Annotated in this window: 18 protein-coding genes; 3 read left to right on the top strand and 15 right to left on the bottom strand. The window is 36.8% G+C overall.

What is annotated here, in order from left to right; all coding sequences use genetic code 11:
• Window positions 1-12 precede the first annotated feature (12 nt).
• From secE to QUE18_RS01540, 6 genes are all read right to left on the bottom strand, one after another.
• Window positions 13-210 carry a preprotein translocase subunit SecE gene (gene secE / locus QUE18_RS01565; protein WP_009204240.1) on the bottom strand — a complete coding sequence of 66 codons (198 nt, stop codon included), beginning with the start codon at window positions 208-210 and terminating at the stop codon, window positions 13-15.
• Window positions 211-249: 39 nt separating this feature from the next.
• The gene (rpmG, locus tag QUE18_RS01560; protein ID WP_179976028.1) at window positions 250-414 is read right to left on the bottom strand and encodes a 50S ribosomal protein L33; all 165 of its coding nucleotides are present in this window, start codon (window positions 412-414) and stop codon (window positions 250-252) included.
• Window positions 415-733: 319 nt separating this feature from the next.
• Window positions 734-1939, bottom strand: coding sequence for a hypothetical protein (locus QUE18_RS01555; RefSeq protein ID WP_008393886.1), 1206 nt, complete (start codon window positions 1937-1939; stop codon window positions 734-736).
• Window positions 1940-1950: 11 nt separating this feature from the next.
• Window positions 1951-2895, bottom strand: a complete 945-nt coding sequence (locus QUE18_RS01550) for a fibronectin type III domain-containing protein (protein ID WP_009204239.1) — start codon at window positions 2893-2895, stop codon at window positions 1951-1953.
• A 29-nt stretch (window positions 2896-2924) separates the two neighbouring features.
• Window positions 2925-3422, bottom strand: coding sequence for a preQ(1) synthase (queF, locus tag QUE18_RS01545; protein WP_008393884.1), 498 nt, complete (start codon window positions 3420-3422; stop codon window positions 2925-2927).
• A 43-nt stretch (window positions 3423-3465) separates the two neighbouring features.
• Window positions 3466-6285, bottom strand: coding sequence for a bifunctional diguanylate cyclase/phosphodiesterase (locus QUE18_RS01540; RefSeq protein WP_286258596.1), 2820 nt, complete (start codon window positions 6283-6285; stop codon window positions 3466-3468).
• Between the two features lie 348 nt (window positions 6286-6633).
• Between QUE18_RS01540 and hydG the strand changes: the two genes are divergently transcribed.
• Window positions 6634-8052: a [FeFe] hydrogenase H-cluster radical SAM maturase HydG gene (gene hydG / locus QUE18_RS01535; RefSeq protein ID WP_009204237.1), complete on the top strand. Its 1419-nt coding sequence runs from the start codon at window positions 6634-6636 to the stop codon at window positions 8050-8052.
• Window positions 8053-8061: 9 nt separating this feature from the next.
• Window positions 8062-8655, top strand: coding sequence for an NUDIX hydrolase (locus QUE18_RS01530; protein WP_009204236.1), 594 nt, complete (start codon window positions 8062-8064; stop codon window positions 8653-8655).
• 212 nt (window positions 8656-8867) lie between these two features.
• Here the strand turns inward: QUE18_RS01530 and QUE18_RS01525 are convergent, their stop codons facing one another.
• Together QUE18_RS01525 and QUE18_RS01520 are read right to left on the bottom strand one after the other, a co-directional pair.
• Window positions 8868-9998, bottom strand: coding sequence for a type II toxin-antitoxin system HipA family toxin (locus tag QUE18_RS01525; RefSeq protein WP_009204235.1), 1131 nt, complete (start codon window positions 9996-9998; stop codon window positions 8868-8870).
• A complete protein-coding gene (locus QUE18_RS01520) occupies window positions 9985-10263 on the bottom strand; it encodes a helix-turn-helix domain-containing protein (RefSeq protein WP_009204234.1) in 279 nt (92 codons plus the stop codon). The genes QUE18_RS01525 and QUE18_RS01520 overlap by 14 nt, the downstream gene beginning before the upstream one ends.
• Before the next feature lie 367 nt (window positions 10264-10630).
• Between QUE18_RS01520 and QUE18_RS01515 the strand changes: the two genes are divergently transcribed.
• Window positions 10631-12352, top strand: a complete 1722-nt coding sequence (locus QUE18_RS01515) for an ABC transporter ATP-binding protein (RefSeq protein WP_009204232.1) — start codon at window positions 10631-10633, stop codon at window positions 12350-12352.
• A gap of 186 nt (window positions 12353-12538) precedes the next feature.
• Here the strand turns inward: QUE18_RS01515 and QUE18_RS01510 are convergent, their stop codons facing one another.
• The 7 genes from QUE18_RS01510 to QUE18_RS01480 form a co-directional block, all read right to left on the bottom strand.
• Window positions 12539-13447 (bottom strand): Rpn family recombination-promoting nuclease/putative transposase, encoded by a 909-nt coding sequence (locus tag QUE18_RS01510; protein ID WP_009204231.1) that lies wholly within the window; start codon window positions 13445-13447, stop codon window positions 12539-12541.
• 345 nt (window positions 13448-13792) lie between these two features.
• Window positions 13793-15427, bottom strand: a complete 1635-nt coding sequence (locus tag QUE18_RS01505; protein ID WP_009204230.1) for a putative manganese-dependent inorganic diphosphatase — start codon at window positions 15425-15427, stop codon at window positions 13793-13795.
• Window positions 15424-16557 carry a sensor histidine kinase gene (locus tag QUE18_RS01500; RefSeq protein WP_039862620.1) on the bottom strand — a complete coding sequence of 378 codons (1134 nt, stop codon included), beginning with the start codon at window positions 16555-16557 and terminating at the stop codon, window positions 15424-15426. The genes QUE18_RS01505 and QUE18_RS01500 overlap by 4 nt, the downstream gene beginning before the upstream one ends.
• Complete coding sequence (gene vanR / locus QUE18_RS01495) at window positions 16547-17248, bottom strand: VanR-ABDEGLN family response regulator transcription factor (RefSeq protein WP_008393877.1); 702 nt, start codon at window positions 17246-17248, stop codon at window positions 16547-16549. The genes QUE18_RS01500 and vanR overlap by 11 nt, the downstream gene beginning before the upstream one ends.
• A gap of 11 nt (window positions 17249-17259) precedes the next feature.
• Entirely contained in the window at window positions 17260-18288 is a 1029-nt protein-coding gene (locus QUE18_RS01490; protein WP_009204229.1) for a hypothetical protein, read from the bottom strand.
• A gap of 84 nt (window positions 18289-18372) precedes the next feature.
• Window positions 18373-19206 (bottom strand): patatin-like phospholipase family protein, encoded by an 834-nt coding sequence (locus QUE18_RS01485; RefSeq protein WP_008393875.1) that lies wholly within the window; start codon window positions 19204-19206, stop codon window positions 18373-18375.
• A gap of 181 nt (window positions 19207-19387) precedes the next feature.
• Complete coding sequence (locus QUE18_RS01480; RefSeq protein WP_009204228.1) at window positions 19388-22336, bottom strand: hybrid sensor histidine kinase/response regulator; 2949 nt, start codon at window positions 22334-22336, stop codon at window positions 19388-19390.

Genomic DNA, 22336 nt, shown 5'->3' with positions numbered 1-22336 from the left:
ATCTCCTTACTTCTATCCAACCAATGCCTGAATTCCATACTGGATTCCAACATCAAGAACTGCAACAATGACTCCGATAATAATAGCACAGATCACTACAACTGCTGTTTCTTTTGCAATTCTTTCTTTCGTTGGCCAGATAATTCTGTTAAATTCAGCTTTTAACTCTTTGAACCAACTTGGTTTCTTTGCTTTGTTAGTTTTCTCCATGTTTTCACTTCCTTTTCTCTCAAAGGGAATTACCGGAAATTATTTTGTTTCTTTGTGTAATGTGTGAGTTTTACAGAATTTGCAATATTTTTTTGTTTCCATGCGTTCAGGATGAGTTTTCTTATCCTTTGTCATGTTGTAATTACGCTGTTTACATTCTGTACATTCTAATGTTACTCTTGTGCGCACAACTTCCACCTCCATTTTGTTTGTTGTTCATTAAAATAAGGCATAAAAAAAAGACCTTCTTCCAACGCTAAAGTCTAGCGTGTTTATCATATCATCCATATGTTGGTCCGTCAATAGATTTTTCGTTTTTTTTACAATACAATCTTGTTTCTTTACATATAAAACGAAATAATACCGCATCAACATCTCGGCTGATACGGTACTTATTTTCAAAAAGAGAGGATTAAAAATATATATGAAAAACTATGTCTTTATTATATCAGGATCCTCTCTTCATTCAATATTCTGTTTCTAAACATTTCTAAAGAAAGTATAAACAAATATGAAGGAATTATTATTTAGTGTATTTTACCTGATATCCACTTGTACCTTTGGATCCTTTTTTGATCTTAATATAGTAAGTTCCTTTTTTTGCCTTTCCATAGATACGGAAACCTTTTGATATTGTTTTATTTTTTAATCTTGCTGCTCCTGTGACTGTTACAGAAATCTTGCTTTTATTTCCAAGTCCTGTGATATCGATATATGTCATTCCAGTCTTCTTAACTTTGATCTTATACCAGTGTGTTTTACTTGTACTTTCATTAGACAAGAATACCTGCTTCTTGGATTTCTTACGCTTGATCTCTTTTGCTTTTTTCTTAGATGTTCCATAACTGTCAGATGCTTTTTGATTTGCATTGATGAAATAAAGGATCTCTCCAGATGCCGCATTTACAACGACACGATAAGTCCCTGCAGCAAGTCCTGTTGTTACTACATAGTTATTTTTTGCTGCACCCGATAATCCGGTTGCTACAGTTTTCCATGTCTTTCCACTTAATTTCTGAACAGAATATGTAACACTAGAAACATTTCCCGCTGAATTTTCTTTATAAACTGCGATCGCTGCAACTCCTCTTTTGGATACTTTAAACTGCTGATATGTAGCTGCTCCAGTACTTGCACTAGCGATTACATTATTTCCGCCAAAAGTTCTGTTATTCTGGCTTGATATCACTGCTGCTCCAAATGCTGCAACCACTGGTGTATTTGCATTCTCACATGCTGTTTCAAGGTATAATGCATATGTTCCTGCTTTGACTGCACCAGCCCAGATCATTTTTCCATTATTCGTCTGTGAAAGTGTCATAGCCGGATTCCCATTATAACACAGTTTTAAACGTCCACCATCTACTCCTGCGACCTTTGTTGCATATGGGATAACAACCGTTCCATCAATTCCTACACGAATTGTTCCAACTTTCACATATTCATTTGCATCACTATATCCTTGATACAACATCATTTCCTGATTTGCCTGCCATTTATTTGACAGCGTATCAAAATCAGACAGCGTGTAAACATTCGTTGCATTTAACTGCACTGCCGCTGCAGATGCTTTTGCCTGTTTTGCTCTTACTCTTTGTGATGCTGTGATCGCAGGAAGTTTGCTGTGAATACTTTCTGTTTTTGTTTTTGCTCCTACCATTACAGTCCCTGTCATCATTGCAAATGACAACACTATACATAACGTTCTCTTTAAAAAGTTTTTAACCATATTACATCTCCCTATTTGTATACATATGCACTTGCTACGGTTGATACGTCACTGGAATATGTTTTATTTCCAAATTTAACTTTTGGAGTCACCTGAACATAATATGTTCCTTTTTTAAATTTTTTCTTTCCGTTTTTTGTGATCTGGAAAGAGTAGCTCTTCTTCTTAGAAACCTTGACTGTTTTTACTTTTTTAAATCCAGATTTTGAGTTCTTTGATACAGAAACTGTATACTGTTTAATTCCTGTTCCCTTTTTCAGAACTACTTTGATCCCTTTTTTCTTGTTTGTTGTCTTTCCTGAAATAGATGGCATTGCAAAATAGCGATAGTTACTCCATCTTCCATAGTATGTCTGATTATTACTTCTGTTTGTATAGTAGTATCTTGCACGATATTTATACGCCATATCTTTTGACACATTCATAGACTCATAACCCATAGATGTTGATGTCTTAGATAGTACTCTTTTATTCTTTGCATTATATACTTCCAGCTGTACTCCTGTTGCCGTCTCAGGTTTATTAACTGCAAATGCTACTTTCTTAATATTAGCGTATGCTGCTGTGATCCCAAAATTATTCTTCGCTACATCAGCAGGTGTTGTGTTAACATAAACACTGTCAACTGACCAGTTATATTTTTTTCCTGTGGAAAGATGTGTAAGTCTGTATCCCAGTCTTATATATCCTGAATATCCTTTTTTTTCCTGAACTGTTACCTGCGTTGTATCTGCAGAACCCTGCCAGATCATTTCCTGCGTTCCAATTTTCTCAAGATAATAGCCATCCACTCTATATCCATTCAAACTCTGTGGAGTCCACTGAATCGTAATGCTGTTATCATTAAATCCAGCCATCCATACCTTTCCTGCTGCCTTTGCATCCTTAGGCGATACAACGATCACTGCTGCCAGCAGTAAAACACTAAATATTACTTTTTTCAAATTCTTTCCCATACTTTTTCCTCCTTTTCGTATGTGATCACTTATCTATTATCCACCTTCTCTGGATAAAGATCATGGTTTGAAAGTCTGTTCCATGCAACATCTTCCCATTTTGTTCCTGGTCTTCCGTAGTTGCAGTATGGATCAATGGAGATTCCTCCTCTTGGAGTGAATTTACCCCATACTTCAATGTATTTTGGATCCATCAGTTTGATCAGATCTTTCATAATGATATTCATGCAGTCTTCGTGAAAATCTCCATGATTTCGGAAGCTGTATAAATACAATTTTAATGATTTACTTTCTACCATGCGCTCTCCTGGCACATAAGAAATGTAGATCGTTGCAAAATCCGGCTGTCCTGTGATCGGACATAGACTTGTGAATTCTGGTGCATTAAATTTGACAAAATAATCATTCTCTGGATGTTTATTCTCAAATGTTTCTAACACCTCCGGTGCATAATCATCTGGGTATTTTGTTTTCTGGTTTCCTAATAACGTAATTCCTTCTAATTCTTGGCTCTTTCTGCCACTCATTGTATTTTCCTCTCTTTCAAATTTTCATTGCCTAAAGTATATCTTAGGATTTTTTTCCTGTTTGGGTGTTTTGCCCCCCCCCCTTGGAAATTTTTTCCGTCTGGAGAAGTTCTTTGTAGTCTTCCATCTTCAATGGCTTCGAATACCAATATCCCTGAATCTCATCGCAGCCGATCTGTCTTAATATTTCAATCTGCTCATCTGTTTCTACACCTTCACAGATTATCTGATATCCTAGATTCCGAATCATATCGATCAAATGTTTCAGGAAATAGATTCCACGGTCTGTTTCTAAGCAGCTGGTAATAAATCCTCGATCGATCTTGATCACATCAACTGGGATATCAACGATCGTATTCAGGACAGAATATCCGCTTCCAAAATCATCCATCGCTGTCTTAATCCCATGTAACTGAAAAGAGTCAAATAATTTTCTAACACTTTCATATTCAAACACAACTGCTGTCTCAGTAAGTTCAATCTCAACCATTGTTGGATCAACACTATATTTCTTCAAAATATTTATATAAGTGTTGATCGTCTGCGGATCAGATGCATGGAGACTAGATGCATTGATCGATATCGGCACCTGTTCTCTTCCTGCTTTTAGATTCTCTGCAATGAATTCTACAACTGTCTCAAAGACATAGAAGTCAAGTTCTATGATCTTTCCATTATTTTCATAAACTGGAATAAATGCATTGGGACTTAAAACGGTTCCGTTATCTCTCTCCCAGCGCACCAATGCTTCCGCACCTATGATCTCATGACTTTTTATGGAATATTGGGGCTGAAAATATACTTTGAACTGTTTTTGTTCCATCGCTTCCTTCATATCATTGACGATCTCATTTTCCAACTCACGTTGTTTCTGCATCTCATCGTCATAAAATCTTACGCTGCCTTTTTCTCCACCTTTCACTTTCTGTCTCACATAGTTTGCCGCATCGATCGCATAGGAAGTGCTCCTGCATTCTGGTGTCACATAATAGATTCCTGTTCTCAATACCACGTTGGATTTTGGGAACTTCTCCTCCTGCCGCAGCATAAATTCTTCATTGATCTTTTCTGTTTCTTCAATGATCGCTTGATATTCATCCTTCTCATGGCTAGCTGTACGAAACATTAAAAACTGATCCGATACAACTCTTGTAAAGTACAGATTATGTTTTTCTTCTGTTTTTCCAATAATGAAACTGCAAAAATCCTTTAATACCTGATCTCCTAGAGTATATCCATACTTATAATTAAAATATTTGAAATTTTCAAAATCCGTATATATCATCATGTAATCACTTGTCTTATTTGCAAGAATGATACGTTCCACTTCCTCATGAAATCTTCCAAATGAGATCAAACCTGTCAGCATATCATGCTCCATTCGTGTGATCGCTCCCTGATAGACATGATTCATCACCTGATTCTTGGCAAAATGTGCGGAGATGATCTTCGTTACTTCGGATAACTGCTTCAACATCTCGTTTGACCAGCTTCTCTTCTCCTTACACACAGCATATGTGATCGCTCCCGTATAGCGTCCTTCACAATACATTGCAACACATACGATTGTCTTTGCCTCTCCCTGTATCAGGATCTTCGTTGCTGATTCGGAATATCGTTGCATATGATCATGCTGTAAAACAAGCACCCCATTCTCATCAAAATCATTAAATACTGTGAGAAAATCCTCTTTATCAAAATGTCTGACCGTCTCTAAAACCTTCGGAATTCCTTCTCTGTTCCATTGATAATCAGAATATATCTCTCGATCCTTGATATCTGTCTGCACGATCGTGATACGATCAAGTTCCAGACGAACTCCAATCACTTTCAGTAATAAATATATCGCCACCTCAAAATTGTTGGTTTTCTCGAAGATTTCAAAAGCTGTAGCAACAATATCATTCTGAAAATATCTTGCTTCCAACATCTCTTCCTGTTTCTCTTGTTCAGCGATCATGGATGAAAAATGCTGCAGGCTGTCACAGTAAACATAACAGTTCTTTCCTCGCTCTTTTGCTTTATATAAGGCAATGTCCGCATTCTCAAACAGTTGGTCATAGGTATAACCTGATACATTCTCTGGAAGATAACAACATCCTGCACTACATGTGATCGTATAACCTGTCTTCCCGAATTGAAGATCCCTGATCTTCTGCATCAGCTCCACATTCTTCCTAACCAACTCAACGTTCAAGATATCTTTTACAAAAATAACGAATTCATCCCCGCCAGCTCTCATTAAAATACTATCGTTATCTCTAAATACTTCTTTCAACAGCATCGCCAAACGGGCTAGAACTTTATCTCCAAATAAATGGCCATAATTGTCATTCACCAATTTAAAACAATCCACGTCTAATACGATCATTCCACACGAATCAAAAGGCTTCTTCCGATTCAGATATTTGTTGATACATTTTTTCCCATATACCTGATTATAAAGCCCTGTCAAAGAGTCTTTTCTCGCTCTTTCTTTGAGCTTCTTCTCTTGTTTTCTTTGTTCTGTGATATCCCTTGTACTTCCTATCAAGGTCAGCTTTCCATCTTCATTCACGATCTTCGTAAACTCGAGTACTGAATGTTTAATATCCCCATCCTCCCCAAACTCACGGATCTCTACCGTTGCTTCTTTTGCTTCCTTATAAATCTGCTTTATCTTTTCTCGGTCTTCTGGATGAATCTTGCTTTTGTTGTCTATATAGTCCATGTATCCAGCTATCGTTTTCTCGATATGAAATTTATTATTATAAACTACAAGTGTATCTTCATCCACAAGATATTCAAATATCTTAATCCGAGAATTATTTAAAACTGTTGACAGTTTCTCTATTTTTTTTCTGTTAACTTGCAGTGTTTCCATATCCTATTATTTCTCCCGTAGTATTGCTATTTCCCATTACCAAAAGTATACAATGAAACGCTTAGAAACACAATCTTAATCGTTCTCTTTTTTTCTTTCATTGACTTTTTGTCTCATTTATTTATAATGAATATATAAGTGCATATTCATTCTGAAGCCAAGGATTTCCTGATGCCAAGATTGAGCTTACAAAGTACCTGTTCCCTTGGGGATCTTACGTACTTTTTTATTCGACTATCTGGCATATTCATTTCCGAATATGCTTTTTTATTGCATAGAAAATATCGATAAAATCTCCTATGCAATAAAAATATTACGTATTAACTAATTTAGGAGAAGGAGAAAACTATGTACAGACCAGAATCCGGTATCGCAGAAGAATTTATTGATGACCAGGAGATCAAAGATACACTTGCTTATGCAGATGCCAACAAAAACAATAAGGAACTGATCCTGTCTATCATTGAAAAAGCAAAGAAATTAAAAGGTATTTCCCACAGAGAAGCTTCCGTACTTCTTGCATGTGAAGATAAAGAACTGATCCAGAAAGTTTTTGATCTTGCGATCAAGATCAAGGAAGAATTCTATGGAAATCGTATCGTTATGTTTGCTCCATTATATCTTGCAAACTATTGTGTCAACGGATGTACTTACTGTCCTTATCATTATAAGAATAAACATATCCGCAGAAAGAAATTAACTCAGGAAGAGATCAAGAAAGAAGTTATCGCTCTTCAGGATATGGGGCATAAGAGACTGGCTCTTGAAACAGGAGAAGATCCTGTGAATATTCCAATTGAATATGTATTAGAGAGCATTAAAACAATTTACAGTATCAAACACAAAAACGGTGCGATCCGTCGTGTAAACGTAAATATCGCTGCTACAACAGTTGAAAATTATAAGAAATTAAAAGATGTTGGTATCGGAACATATATTTTATTCCAGGAAACCTACCACAAAGACAATTATGAAGTTCTTCATCCAACAGGACCAAAACATGATTATGCTTACCATACAGAAGCTATGGACCGTGCGATGACAGCTGGTATCGATGATGTTGGTATCGGTGTTTTATTCGGTCTTGATATGTATCGTTATGACTTTGCTGGTCTGTTAATGCATGCAGAACATCTGGAAGCAAAATTCGGTGTTGGACCTCATACGATCAGTGTTCCAAGAATCCGTCCTGCTGACGATATCGATCCTGACGATTTCGAAAATGCAATCAATGATGATATCTTTGAGAAGATCGTTGCAATCCTTCGTATTTCTGTTCCTTATACAGGAATCATCGTATCTACTCGTGAGACACAAGAATCAAGAGAACGTGTCTTAAAAGTCGGAGTATCTCAGATCAGTGGTGCTTCTTCTACAAGTGTCGGTGGATACGCTGAAAAAGAAAAACCAGAAGATAACTCTGCACAGTTTGAGAAAAATGATAACCGTACCTTAGATGAGATCATCGGATGGCTGATGGATCTTGGTCATATTCCAAGTTTCTGTACAGCATGTTACCGTGAAGGACGTACTGGTGATCGTTTCATGACTCTTGTCAAATCCGGTCAGATTGCAAACTGCTGTGCACCAAATGCTTTAATGACTTTAAAAGAATACTTAGAGGATTACGCTTCTGATGAAGTCAAAGCCAAAGGTGAGGTATTGATCAAACAGGAACTTGAGAAGATCCCAAATCCTGTTGTCAAGCAGAAAGCTACCGAATATATCGAAAATATTCATGAAGGAAAACGTGATTTCAGATTCTAGGAGATTTTTATGTTCAAACACTTAAACACCCGAATTCCAAAAAGAATTGAACAAGAAAAGGACAAGGTATCTGCCGTTATGATCCCTCTGATCAAGAAAAATGATGGATACCATATCCTATTTGAAGTCCGTTCCAATAAACTCTCACAACAGCCTGGGGAAATCTGTTTCCCGGGCGGCCGGAGAGAACATGATGAAACATCCATGGAGACTTCGATCCGTGAAACTTGTGAAGAATTACTGATTTCTGAATCTAATATTAAATTATATGGGCCTTTAGATTACTTTTTATCTCCTGCTGGTCTGCGGATCGATCCTTATCTTGGGGAATTAGTAAATTATGATGGTCAGTATAGTAATGATGAAGTTTCTGAAATTTTCACTGTTCCATTAGCATTCTTTCAGAACACCCCACCGAAATGTTATTATAACAAAGTGACTATGTATCCAACAGATAACTTTCCATTTGATAAAGTACCTGGTGGAAAAGAGTACCCTTGGGCACGTGGGGAATATGAGGTTTTATTCTACGAATATGATGACCGTATCATATGGGGACTTACGGCGAAGATCTTGTATTATAATTTGAAAATGATCCAGTAATACAGATTTGTTTTGAATCTGTATTACTGGATCAACTGGCATTTACAATAATTTCTTTAGAACTGTTTATACTTTCTTTAGAATTGTTCATACTTTATATATTGAATAAAGGAAGGATTTTGCTATACTTAAGACATAGTTTTTCATATATATTTTTTAATCCTCTCTTTTCAGAAAAGTAACCGCTCATTATATCGAGCGGTCTTTTTATTTCATAAATATTCTCCTAACATATCTCTTACACATTTCTCTATCTGATCCATAATATCCACACATACCTCTTTTTTCATCCCTGACGTAATTCCAACTGTTAAAATTTCCTTTCTTCCAGGATTACGTCCATTCCCGTCAACTGTCGTGGTATGTTCTCCATAATATGTGCTGCTATAAGTTAGATCATATGCTGGGCTTAGTCGCCAACTATCTTTCTCTTCATCATATAAATATGTGAAATTCTTTGAATGATCATCTCGATTATGTGCAAAAACGTTAAAACACATTCTACGAAACATATTTTCAATATCCTCCGTATTATCTCTTGTTAATATCTTTGTCAATTTCATTAAACTATGATAATCAAGACTTGGCTGCTCGAAGTCCAATTCCAAAAGAGCTGCAGCAGTTAACATATGAATTCTTTTTTTTCCTGTTTGGTCTATTCTTCTATCAAAGCGTTTCGTTCCAAAATAACCATCACACTGTTCTGATGGAAAAAGTCTTGTTTCACTCATTGTAATCCCACTTTTTTTCGCACAACATGAATAATCATATTCCATTTTCCCTGCATTTTTTCCATCTACATGAGCTGGAAATTTTATGATCCATTCTTCCTCATCGATTGTCGTCATGATCTTCGGTCTTGCACCACCACTGGTTCCTCCAAGGCGATATAATTCATCTAGTTTATCTGAATATTCTGTATTGAGAATTTTCTGACATTGTTCTGCCAGTTCATCCAGGTTTGTATTTCCATTTGTTTGTTCCAATGTCCGCTCAGGATGATAGGTAATTGCTCCCATTCCTGACTTTCCAACAATCTCTAAGCGGTCCAAAACAGTTAATCTATCTGGATTCTGTTTATGTACACGCAATAATCGATTCAATAATAATCTTCCCCAGTTATCTGGCAAACTGTCCGCAAATACTCCGAAAAGGCCATCAAAATAATCCTTTTGCGGAACAAACACTTGATTTTTTAAAGGTAATGAAAATGGGCTGATTGAAAAACCATCTTCTAACCATTCCTCACTATACTGGAATGCAACTTTATGCCCTGATGCCATAGCCAGTGTTCCCACAAGCTTTTCATCATACATAACTTGTAACGTTTTAGTTTCGCTCATTGATAACCTCCTGAATATTCCGATATGGCACTTGTGTAAAAATATTTCGAAGTTCATCTGCAATATCTAATGCCATTGCTATCTTAGTTAATGAAATTAATGAAATCTGTCCTGTTGTCTCAAACCTTTTGATCGAACCATAACTTACACCACTCATAGAAGCTAATTTCATCTGAGAAATAGAACGCCGTTTTCTGATCTTTCGTACTCTTTGTGCAAGTTTCTGATCTAATTCTTCTGCTGTTTCCCATACTAATTGTTCCATTTATTTCTCCTCATTTTATAGATAATATTTTATCCAAAATCTCATATTTTTAATAATAATAGATAATATTTTATCTATTATTATTTTATCATTTATACTTCATTTAAACAAGTTTTGTTTGAATATATTCAATTTCTTTAGAACTGTTTATACTTTCTTTAGAATTGTTCATACTTTGTATATTGAATGCTTCGAGGATTTTGGTATACTTAAGACATAGTTTTTCATATATATTTTTTAATCCTCTCTTTTCAGAAAAGTAACCGCTCATTTTATTGAGCGGTCTTTTTATTTTTCAAAAATTAGTGTATGATAGTCTCTGGTTGTTTGTATACAATCAAATTTTTCTTTAAAGGAGTTATCACCAATGAGTACTTTTCAAAAATTCATCCAATATTATAAACCCTACAAAAAAGTCTTCATTTTTGATCTGATCTGTGCAGCATTTATCAGTCTGGTTGATCTTGCTTATCCACAGATCCTTCGTTCACTTACAAAGACTTTATTTCTTAAGGATGCTTCTATGATCCTTAAGACTCTTCCGATCATCGGGGGAATTTTATTTATCTGCTATATTTTTCAGGCATTCTGTAAATATTATGTCAGCTGTCAGGGACATATCATGGGAGCTCAGATGGAACGTGATATGCGCCGTAAACTGTTTGACCATTATGAAAATCTTTCTTTTTCCTATTATGATCAGCATAACACCGGACAAATGATGAGCCGTCTTGTTTCTGATCTGTTTGATATTTCCGAAGCTGCCCATCACGGCCCTGAGAATTTATTTATCTCTCTTGTAAAGATCGTTGGATCTTTTATTTTCCTGTTTATCATTCAGTGGAAATTAGCGATTATTCTTCTTGCGATCGTTTTACTGATGATCTTCTTCAGTGCAAAGCAAAACCGTAAGATGCAGGCTACCTTCCTTGATAACCGCAGGAAGATTGGTGATGTCAATGCTTCTTTGCAAGACTCCCTTGCTGGAATCCGTATTGTGCAGTCTTTTGCAAATGAAGATATTGAACGTGAGAAATTTCGTGTTGGAAATGAGGCATTTTTAGATTCCAAGCGTGATAATTATCGTGCTATGGGAAGTTTTCAGAGTGGAAATACATTTTTCCAAGGAATGATGTATCTTGTCACTTTACTTGCTGGTGGTTATTTTATCGCTCTTGGCCAGATGAGTGCTGCTGACCTTGCTATGTATGCATTGTATATTGGAATCTTTATCAGCCCGATTCAGATTCTTGTAGAATTAACAGAAATGATCCAGAAAGGTATGTCTGGTTTTATCCGTTATCAGTCTGTTATTGATATTGAATCTGAGATCACAGATTCTGTTGATGCCGTTAATATGAAACATCCTGATGGGGATATCTGTTATCATGATGTCTCATTTAGTTACGAGGATAATGAGATTGTATTAAATCACATTGATTTCACGATCAAATCAGGAAAATCCATTGCACTCGTTGGACCTTCCGGTGGTGGGAAAACAACGATCTGTTCTCTGCTGCCTCGATTTTATGATATTACAGATGGTTTGATTACGATCGGTGGTCAGAATATCAAGGATATAAAATTAGAGAGTCTTAGAAGCTCCATCGGTATTGTTCAACAGGATGTTTATCTATTTGGCGGCAGTGTCAAAGAAAATATTGCTTACGGAAACCCTGATGCAACCTTTGATGAAATTGTCGAAGCTGCTAAGAAAGCCAATATCCACGATTTTATTATGACATTACCTAATGGCTATGATACTTTCGTTGGAGAACGTGGTACAAGATTATCCGGTGGTCAGAAGCAAAGAATCTCTATTGCAAGAGTCTTCTTAAAGAACCCGCCAATCTTAATCTTAGATGAAGCTACCAGCGCATTAGATAATGAAAGCGAGCAGCATATCCAGAAGAGTCTGGACGCCTTGTCTGAAAATCGAACAACGATCACGATCGCCCATCGTTTATCAACGATCCAGAATGCAGATGAAATTCTTGTTATCGATGGACAAACGATCAAAGAACGAGGAACACATGAAGAACTAATTGCCTCTGGCGGTCTTTATGCTAAATACTATCATATGATGTAAGTGTCAAAAGTACAACAACGTCGAAACCTATTTTGTTTAGAACTGTTTATAAATTCTTTAGAATTGTTCATACTTTGTATATTGAATGCCTCAGGGATTTTGGTATACTTAAGACATAGTTTTTCATATATATATTTTTTAATCCTCTCTTTTCAGAAAAGTAACCGCCCAGATGGGCGGTCTTTTTTATATTCTTTCATAGATTTTATACTCTTCCATTAATTTATTTCTATACTGTATATCATTGTATATCTTATCTATATCTTGATTTTTATTATTAGCTAATAAAATTTTTACTAACTGTAATGTAGCATTTTCCCCTATAATTTTTCCCTGCGCTATACCTTGTGTTATTCCTTGACTTATTCCTTGCTCAATTCCTTTATTAATTGCTGTATCTAATATTGTACACATAGTAACCTCTCCTTCCTCATTTTTCTTTACATCCAATTGCAAAAATCTTTCGTCTTCTGCAAAAATCCTCATAAATTTTAACATTTCATCCACATGTTTGATTGGTTTATGATTTTCAATTGTTTTATAACCTTTTCTTCGTTTTACAAAATAATCCGCAATAATTCCAAAGTCACTTTGAAACATTTTTATTTGTTCTTCTGTCAGATATGCTATGTCAAATACATTCAATTTATAATTTTGAAACAGCTCCTCATTCACACTTTCTTGATTGATAACTTCTCTTAGTTCTTTATCATCTTTCCATTGATTATCTCCAAAATGTAAGATCAGTGTTATTACTTTACAAAATTCTTTTGCACCTTTCTTTAACATCTGAGAACGATAACTTGCTCCATCGTATGCAATTACACGTAGTGGCATCTTTTTATCTTTGATTGTCTGATTTTCAATTCCAAATAATACCTTGAAACCTTTTTTATTATTCCATTCTTTCAAAGTATCTCTCTCTTCTTCATGAAGCACATCATCTGATGCTTTATATTGTGACCGTATATTTGTTGTCCGTAGTTCCTCTGGTTTAACTACCTCTTCTCCTTGATAAACTAATACATTGATAATATCTGCAAATACATCTGGATAATCTTCCAATAACTTTTCAATCTTATCCTTTTCTCCCATTCCTGACTCCTTGTTTGTAAACTATCATTTGGTTATCTTATCTGCAGAACTGCATATTCATAGAATTTCTCTGAATCGAATTACAATTATATAGAACTTCTTTGACTTTAATCTAGATTATTGATGTTTATAGTTTACATTAATTTACAAATATTGGCAAGTATTTTTTACAGTTTATTCCACATATTTTATTTATTATTAGTATACTGCACTTATTTCATATTTTCAATACTTCTTTTAGAAGCACTAATAACAGAAGAGCCATCCGGCGAGCATAAATTCTCTGGCGGATGGCTCCTATTCTTATTTATTTTTTCTCATATACATATCAAAGACTATTACAATCTACTGCTGAAACGCATTCAAAAGATTAGGGATCATCTGTTTCTTACGTGACATAACTCCAGGAAGAATTGCAACTTTATCTTCTGGTGTTACACCAAATCCGCGTTCGATCACTCCCTCAGCTTCTGGTCCGCAGATCAGCAGATGTGTTGTTTCCTCTAAGATGTTTGTTAGCATAAAGAATACGTAATCAAGTCCCTGTTCTTCTTTCACAGAATCCATATATTCAAGGATTGATGCTTTGATATCATCTAATTCTCCCTGATCCATGGATGTGATCTGTCCAACACCAAAATCAATTGTATCGGCATTGAATTTCTTATAATCCATGTAGAAGATCTCGTTTGGAGTCTTACCACTTAAATCACTTCCTGCACGGAACATTGCTTTGGCATGTTCTTCTACATCAATTCCTGCGATCTGTGCTAATTCTCTCGCGATCTGTTCGTCCACTGGTGTACATGTTGGAGAACGGAACATTAATGTATCAGAAAGAATTGCAGAACACATTAATCCTGCCATCTCTTTTGTAATCTCGATTCCCTGTTCACGGTACATCTGAGCAACGATCGTTCCTGTACATCCAACTGGCTGATTTCTGAAGTAAACTGGTGATACAGTTTCCACACTTCCGATTCTGTGGTGGTCGATGATCTCCATGATCTCACATTCTTCTAATCCTTCGACTGCCTGTGATACCTCATTATGGTCAACTAAGATTACCTGTTTCTTGTTGAATTCTAAAATACGACGTCTGGAAATAAATCCTACAAATTCGTTATCTGCATTCAATACAGGGAAGTAACGGAAACGTTTCTTTGTCATCTCTTCTTTGACATCATCTACAAAATCTGTTTCATTGAAAGATACGATCGTATCTGTTGCCATGATATAAGATACTGGCATTGCCTGACAGATCAAACGGCTTGCTGTAAATGTATCATATGGTGTTGTGATGATTCTGCAGTTCTTTTCCTTTGCAAGTTCTAATACTTTATCAGTAACTTCTGTACCCATGCATACTACAACACACTGTACTCCTGTCTGGATCGCACCAATCTGTGCATCTTCACGGTTTGCAACGATCACTGTATCTTTAGCTGTTACAAATTCTTCCATTGTATCAACACTTGCGGCAGATACTGTTAACTTACCTTCTGTGATATATCCTTCGATATCTCCTGCCTGAAGTGTTCCATCTAATGTTTCTACAACATTTTTATATGGTGTTTTTGCTTTGGCAAGGATTTCATTGTCATAAACATCCATGTCTGCTTTCAACACATCACTGATGGATACCAGACCGATCATTTTCTTTCCATCTAATACTGGAAGAGACACAATCTTCTCTGTCTGCATCATTTCACGTGCAGATTTCAGGGAATCTGTCGCTTTTGCACCTTTAACTAGATTTAAATTTACGTCTTTTAATCTTGGTCTTACATCACTAACATATTTTGGATCTTTAATTCCAAATGTATCCAATACATATCTTGTTTCGCCGTTGATATTACCGGCACGATATGCTTCGTATCCATTTCCTTCCACTTGATTCTTTAAGTTTGCGTATGCGATCGCAGAACAGATGGAATCTGTATCTGGATTGCGATGTCCAATGACATATACTTTTTTCATTGTTCCTCCTTCTTTCTTGGCAGCCGTATTATGAATGTCGTATACTCATTCTGGCTTTTTGCTTTGATAGTTCCATCATGAAGCTCTATGATCTCCTTCGCGATCGCAAGTCCAAGACCTGCCCCGCCAGTTTCAGAAGATCTTGCTTCATCTAATCTGTAAAATTTCTCAAACAGGTTATTTAATTGATGTTCTGGTATGGTCTTTCCCTGATTCCTGACTAAAATCTCTGCGTTATCTCCATCGATCATTCCATAAACCTCAATGAGAGAATTCGGATAACAATACGATACTGCATTCCTTAACAGATTCTCAAAAACCCTGGCAAGCCTGTCCGGATCACCATAAATTAATATTTTATCATCTACCTCTATCTTCCACTCTAATCCTTTCTGCTTAAATACCGCAGCAAAAGAATCCATCACCTGTTCAAGCAGAACATAAAGATAAAATTCCTTTTTGTCCAAGGTAATATTCTGAAGATTATACCTTGTAATTTCAAAGAACTCATTGATCAGTTCTCCAAGACGTTTCGCTTTCTCAAGAGAAATTCCTATATACTTAGCTCTTTGTTCTTCCGACATATCCGGCGATTCATTTAACAATGATAAATATGCAATGATCGACGTCAACGGTGTCTTCAGATCATGAGCAAGATAGACGATGATATCATTCTTTCTCTGCTCACTTTCTTCTGCAATCCGCCTCTGTTCTTTCAACGTTCCTTTGATCTCATTTAATTTATTCTCCAAAGGATTCAACTCTGGTGGGAGCAATATGCGGTCTTTGGATTCATTTAAGATCATCTGGATCCCGCCTTCAACCTGTCTTAGGTATGTCGTGAATTTTGACATACCCAGATAAAAGCTTAACAAAAGCAGCACAAAAAATCCAGCACCAATGATCATTGTTTTATTTTGTACAAAGATCAGACGATATACACGGATCGCTTCCAGCTCATCCATCCCAATCCGTTCAAATATATAAACAACCGTTTTGGCAAATGGATCCTGAAATACACCATCTACAAATATATCAAGTACAAAATATCCGATACATGCAACGATCAAACTGATTCCCAATGTCTGTAGTATGATCCTTATCTTTAAACTTCTGTATTTACTCCTCAACTTTGTATCCAACTCCCCAGACTGTCTTGATCAATTCTTTGTGTCCCATAACCTCTCCCAGCTTCTCACGGAGATGTCTGATATGTACCATAACTGTATTATTGTTATTCTTAAAATACTTTTCTTTCCATACCTGCTCAAAAAGATTCTCTGAGCTTATAACCTTCCCGCGGTTCTGTGTCAGAATCCATAAAATTGAAAATTCCAGCGGTGTCAATGTAATTTCTTCTTCTCCATAAGTACACTGGTGTGTTGCACGATTTAAGATAAGACCTGCGATCTCCAGTGTATCTTCCTGATTCATACCGCTTCCATCGTTGTATCTTGTAAATCTTCGAAGCTGTGCCTTCACTCTTGCCATCAATTCCAACGGCTCAAATGGTTTCTCAATATAATCATCAGCTCCCAATGTCAATCCATTGATCTTATCCATGGAAGATACTTTCGCTGTCAGCATGATCACAGGGAAATTGTGTGTTAAACGGATCTGTTTTAAAATCTCAAATCCATCAATATCTGGCAGCATCACATCAAGGATCGCCAGATCAATATTCTCATGTTCTACACATGCCAAGGCATCCTTTCCATTGTAAAATTTATGTACATTATAATTTTCATTCTTTAAATATAATTCAATAAAGTCAGCAATCTCTTTCTCGTCATCTACTACTAATACAGTTGACTGTCTCATTCGCTTCCTCCTTACTCTTTACCACCCTGAATCACATGAAATCTTGCTTCTTGGCTTTCTTCTTCCACTTCTGTTCTCGTATGTCCCTTGAGACTATATAATGGTACAGTTTTATAAAGCGTACGGATCAATTCACAAAGGATCCTTTGATGTTCTTTATCTTCTTCGTCCAGAAGATTCACATACGCAGATGTAATCTCTTCATAAGTCAATCCATTTTGAATCTTAACAACCAGTGATTTTACGATCATCATAACCTTATACTGATCATTCTCGATATTCTTCATCACAAAATCATATAATTCTGGGATTCCATCCCAGCCTCCAATTCCATTGCCTAGTGCCAGATTCTTATATTCATCTTCACTGTAACGTTTCCATGATAGATCTTCCCTAAGGCTCCACTGAATAAATACTTCGTTACGATTTTCTACCTCACGGCTTGCCAGTAACAGTCTTGAATTCATCTGATTTCTTAATAAGATTCCTGACTGCCAGAATACAATACGGAGTAATATAAATTCTTCCAACTCATCATATGTCAGCTCTGGGAACATCTCTTCCTGGATCATCTGGCAACACTCATAAATATCTAAAATACCATATAAAAACAACATTCCAAAGAGAATATTCTCAAGTCTGGTACCCTCTTCTAACTCTTCCTGAACTCTGCGGCTTTTCAGAGAGAAGAAAAAATTATCCTTTGCTTCTATATTCAATAAGATCATATCGTCTTCATATGAGAGAAATCCAAGAAAATGTAACTGCTCAATCTCTCTTGCGTACATCTCAGCAATCAGACTCTCACCTTCCATATCCCAGCATTGCAGCAAGAATTCGATTGCTTCCTGCTGTAATAACTTAGTGATCAATTGTGGCATATCATAAAGTTTCTCTGCTATCTTCTCTGCCAGAGATACTTCACTTTCGTCTTCATGAAACACAATATCGATTCGTTCCGATAAAACCATCAGGTTGACTCTTGGATTGGTCGCAAGTTCTTCTATATAAGTTCGTTTTGATTCTTCAATTCTTGCCATCGCCCGATCCCTCCTTTGTCTTAATCTTATAAAGTATATCTTATCGAGCTTCTTCCGTCCAGTGGAACAGGCATAAAGAGTCGTCTAAAATAATTCTTTAATTCGGTTTATATTCTCTTTTGTGACACGGTATCCCATATCATACGTTTGTTTTAATACATCAATGTCTTTCTCTAAACTATCGATTGTATACTCTGGTCTTAGGATCACTGCCTTTCCTTCCCTCTCTAACTGCTCACAATATCTAACTGTTTTATTATATCTTATATGACGATTTAACAGCAGTTCCGGTAAATGTGGATATTTTCTCTTGAGAAGTTTTGCCGCAGCTTTGTTGCTCTTGCTTAATTCTTTTCTATACCCTTCTGGCCTTGTCAGTACGATCAGATTCTTATCATTCCCATCTTCTATTGATCGTCTGATCGGAATCGGATCTGCAATTCCACCATCATAATAAGGCTTTCCATCTACTTTGATCGTTGGAAATGCAAACGGGATCGCACAAGTTGCTCGAAGCATCGTACACTTCTTATCCAGTTTCATTCCATCTTTGTATTCTGCTTTCCCTGTCCATGCATTTGTTACACCGACCTTGATCGTTCCCTTGTATTCATTGAATGTCTTCCAGTCAAATGGATACAGTTTGTTTGGGATCGTGTCATATACGAAATCCAGTCCAAAAAGACTTCTCTCTTTCAGTAGATTCCCCGCTCCCATGTATCTTTTATCATTCCTGTGGTTCATCAGGATCTTTAAATTTCTTTCCTTTTGTTTGGATATATAGGAAAAACCATCACAGATTCCCGCAGATACTCCGATCATATAAGGAAACATGATATCTTCATCCAACAGTGCATCCATCACTCCTGCACTAAAGATCGGACGAAATGTTCCTCCTTCTAAAATAATACCAGGCATCTTTATGCCCTCCTCATCTTCTTATGTTTCGTAAACTTGTCTTATGTTGTGTCATGTGAGTTCTATAGACACTTGCTCTTTATTATATCACGTTTCGATTCTCCATTGTTACATTTTGTCAAAGATTTTCTTAAGAGATTTCGAAATTTTTGTGAATAAAAAAGATATCGCTTCCTTTCATTTATTTCAAATTGGTTTGTAACGTATGGATCAATTCCTCAATAACAATTGGTTTGGATAAAAATCCATCCATACCACATTCCAGTGCTTTCTTTCTATCTTCATCAAAAGCATTGGCAGTCATAGCAAGGATCGTAATTTCTGCCAGTGCTGGATCATCCAATGCACGGATCTGCTTTGCAGCCTCATATCCATTCATTACAGGCATCTGAATATCCATAAGTACAAGCTCATAATCGCCTGGTGCTGAATTCCTGATTTTCTCCACTGCCTCTGCTCCATTTTCTGCTGTATGAACCTGAAATCCATATTCATTAAGAATCGCAATCGCAATCTCACTGTTTAATTCATTATCTTCTACAAGCAGAATACTTCTGCCTCTGAAATCTGAACTTACTGCCGGAAGAATATCATCATTCGTCCTATCCTGCTTCTGACCGATCGCTGTCATCAAAGTATCTCTGATGTCTGACATGAATATAGGTTTCGCACAAAATGCATTGACTCCTGCTGCTCTTGCTTCCGCTTCGATCTCTGACCAGTCGTAAGCAGTCAGGATAATGATCGGTGTATCATCACCAAGACTACGGATCTGTCGGGTAACTTCAATACCATTCATATCTGGCAAGCGCCAATCGATGATATAGGCATGGAATGCATCACCCAGCTCTATAGACTGCCTTGCACGGAGAACCGCCTCCTTACCAGAAAGTGTCCATTCCGAACGCATTCCAACCTTTGCAAGCATCTTTGTCACGCTGTCACAGGTATTAAAATCATCATCTATCACCAATGCCTTAAGACCTTCCAACGCTGCGATCTTCTCTACACGATGCTGCTTAGACTGGGTCCGCAACGGCAGTCGTACAATAAATTCCGTACCTTTGCCCTGTTCTGTCTGGATCTCAATATTTCCGCCCATCATATCCACGATATTCTTGGTAATGGCCATGCCCAGTCCTGTACCTTGAGTCCTGCTGACTGTAGAACTTCTCTCCCGCTCAAAAGGAGAAAAAAGTTTCTGTACAAAATCCTCACTCATACCGATTCCGTTATCCTTTACCCGGATCTCATATAACTGACGCTCTCGCTGTGTTCCCGGATATTGTTTCAACCGAACAGAAATCATTCCGCCTGCAGGAGTAAACTTGATCGCATTGGACAAAAGATTCAGCAGTATCTGGTTTAGCCGTGTCTTATCGCAATACACATCCTCATTCATAACATCCATGGCATCCATATAAAGTTCCAGCTGCTTCGCATGAATCTGTCCACTGATGATCGTCTTCAGATCATGAAGTACATCCGACAAACTAACCTCTGTTTCTTCCAGATGGATCTTGCCACTCTCAATACGACTCATATCCAATATATCATTGATAAGTGATAACAGATGATTGCTGGACGAAAGGATCTTACCAAGATAATCTCTGACCATTTTCTTGTTATCAATGTTGCTCACAGCCAATGTCGTAAACCCAATGATAGCGTTCATTGGTGTCCGGATGTCGTGAGACATGTTAGAAAGGAAAGTACTCTTTGCCTGGTTGGCATTCTCCGCAGCATGGACTGCATCAGAAAGTGCCTGATTCATTTTCTTGTCAGCAGTACGATCCGACATAACCAGTATATATTTCTTATTCCCATTTACCTCACTACCCATTGCAACACTATGAAACCAGCGTCGTTCTCCTGTTTTCTGATGAACACACTCAAAATCCCATTCCTGCTGTTCATGAACCTGAATCTCCTTTAGATAATCCTTCTTCGAATCTTTCATATCCTCGGAATGCAGTTCTCCTAAAATACAAATATCTTCCCGGATCTGTTCTATGGTAATTCCCAACAGTTTTTCCACATTTGGACTAACATAATCTGCCTGATATGTTTTTGCATCCAACATTAAGAATACGTCATCCACATTCATTGACAACTTTTGAAACATCTCATCCCTGTACAAGATCTCTGTGTCTTTTTTCTTCAATCTTACACTGTTTTTTCGTAAAATAAATCCAATAAGAATGGCTGTAATACAAAGCACTACCGCCCCAACAAGAAGCATCGTACTAAGTTGCAATGTGTTCATACTGGCATTGACGATATCTGCCTGGACAAGTCCCAGAAATACCCAGTCCTGAATATCTGATTTTTCATAAACAAGATAGTAATCCTTTCCATCCAGATTTAGTAACATCGCACCTGTATGTCCCTCTTTAAATTTCTTCGAAATTTCAAGGATCTCTTTTTCGGAGATATCTGTATGTTCTCTCAGAATGCCAAAAAAGTTATACACGTTTCCCCATGACTCTAAAGAATGATCGATCACAACACGACCATCTGGATGAAGAACATAACTCTTTGCTTTTCCATTAAACGCAGAGATATCGAGTACATTTACTATATCAGCGTTTTCATAGGCAATAGCAATTGCATCATATTTAAATCCCTGATAACTTCCATGAGCCTTCGGGCTGGCAAAAACAAGCATCTGGGATTTTCCGGGAACTGCTGCATTGGTTATGATATCATTGCCTTTTTGAATCTCATCTTCAATATTTTCCTGTAATCCAAGATAGCCTGTTTCACCTGTTGTCATCTTATAGTTACCGTCAGCTGATAGAAAATAAAAATATAAAAATCCCGCATCTTTCTGCGCTTTATCTATATAATCACGAATTTTGCTTTCACTTGGAGCATCCTGCAGATACTCACTCCACATATGAAGATACATCAGATTCTTATGTGTCAGTTCACCTAACATATTATCCGACTGATGGAAAACTTCGGTCAGATGAGAAACGCTTTCCTCATAGACAGTTTTCGATACAAACTCAAAATATTGAGAAACAGCCATAACGATTCCAAAAAAGAACGCAAGAAAGGCAATGATCCTGAATCGTTTTCTCATGATAGGTTTCTCTTTATTCATATTATGATTCTTAATATCCAT

The sequence above is a fragment of the Anaerostipes hadrus ATCC 29173 = JCM 17467 genome (assembly GCF_030296915.1).
In the GTDB taxonomy this organism is placed as follows: Bacteria; Bacillota; Clostridia; order Lachnospirales; family Lachnospiraceae; genus Anaerostipes; species Anaerostipes hadrus.
The sequence above is the reverse complement of the archived record's forward strand: the minus strand, read 5'-3'. Positions and strand labels throughout refer to the sequence as shown.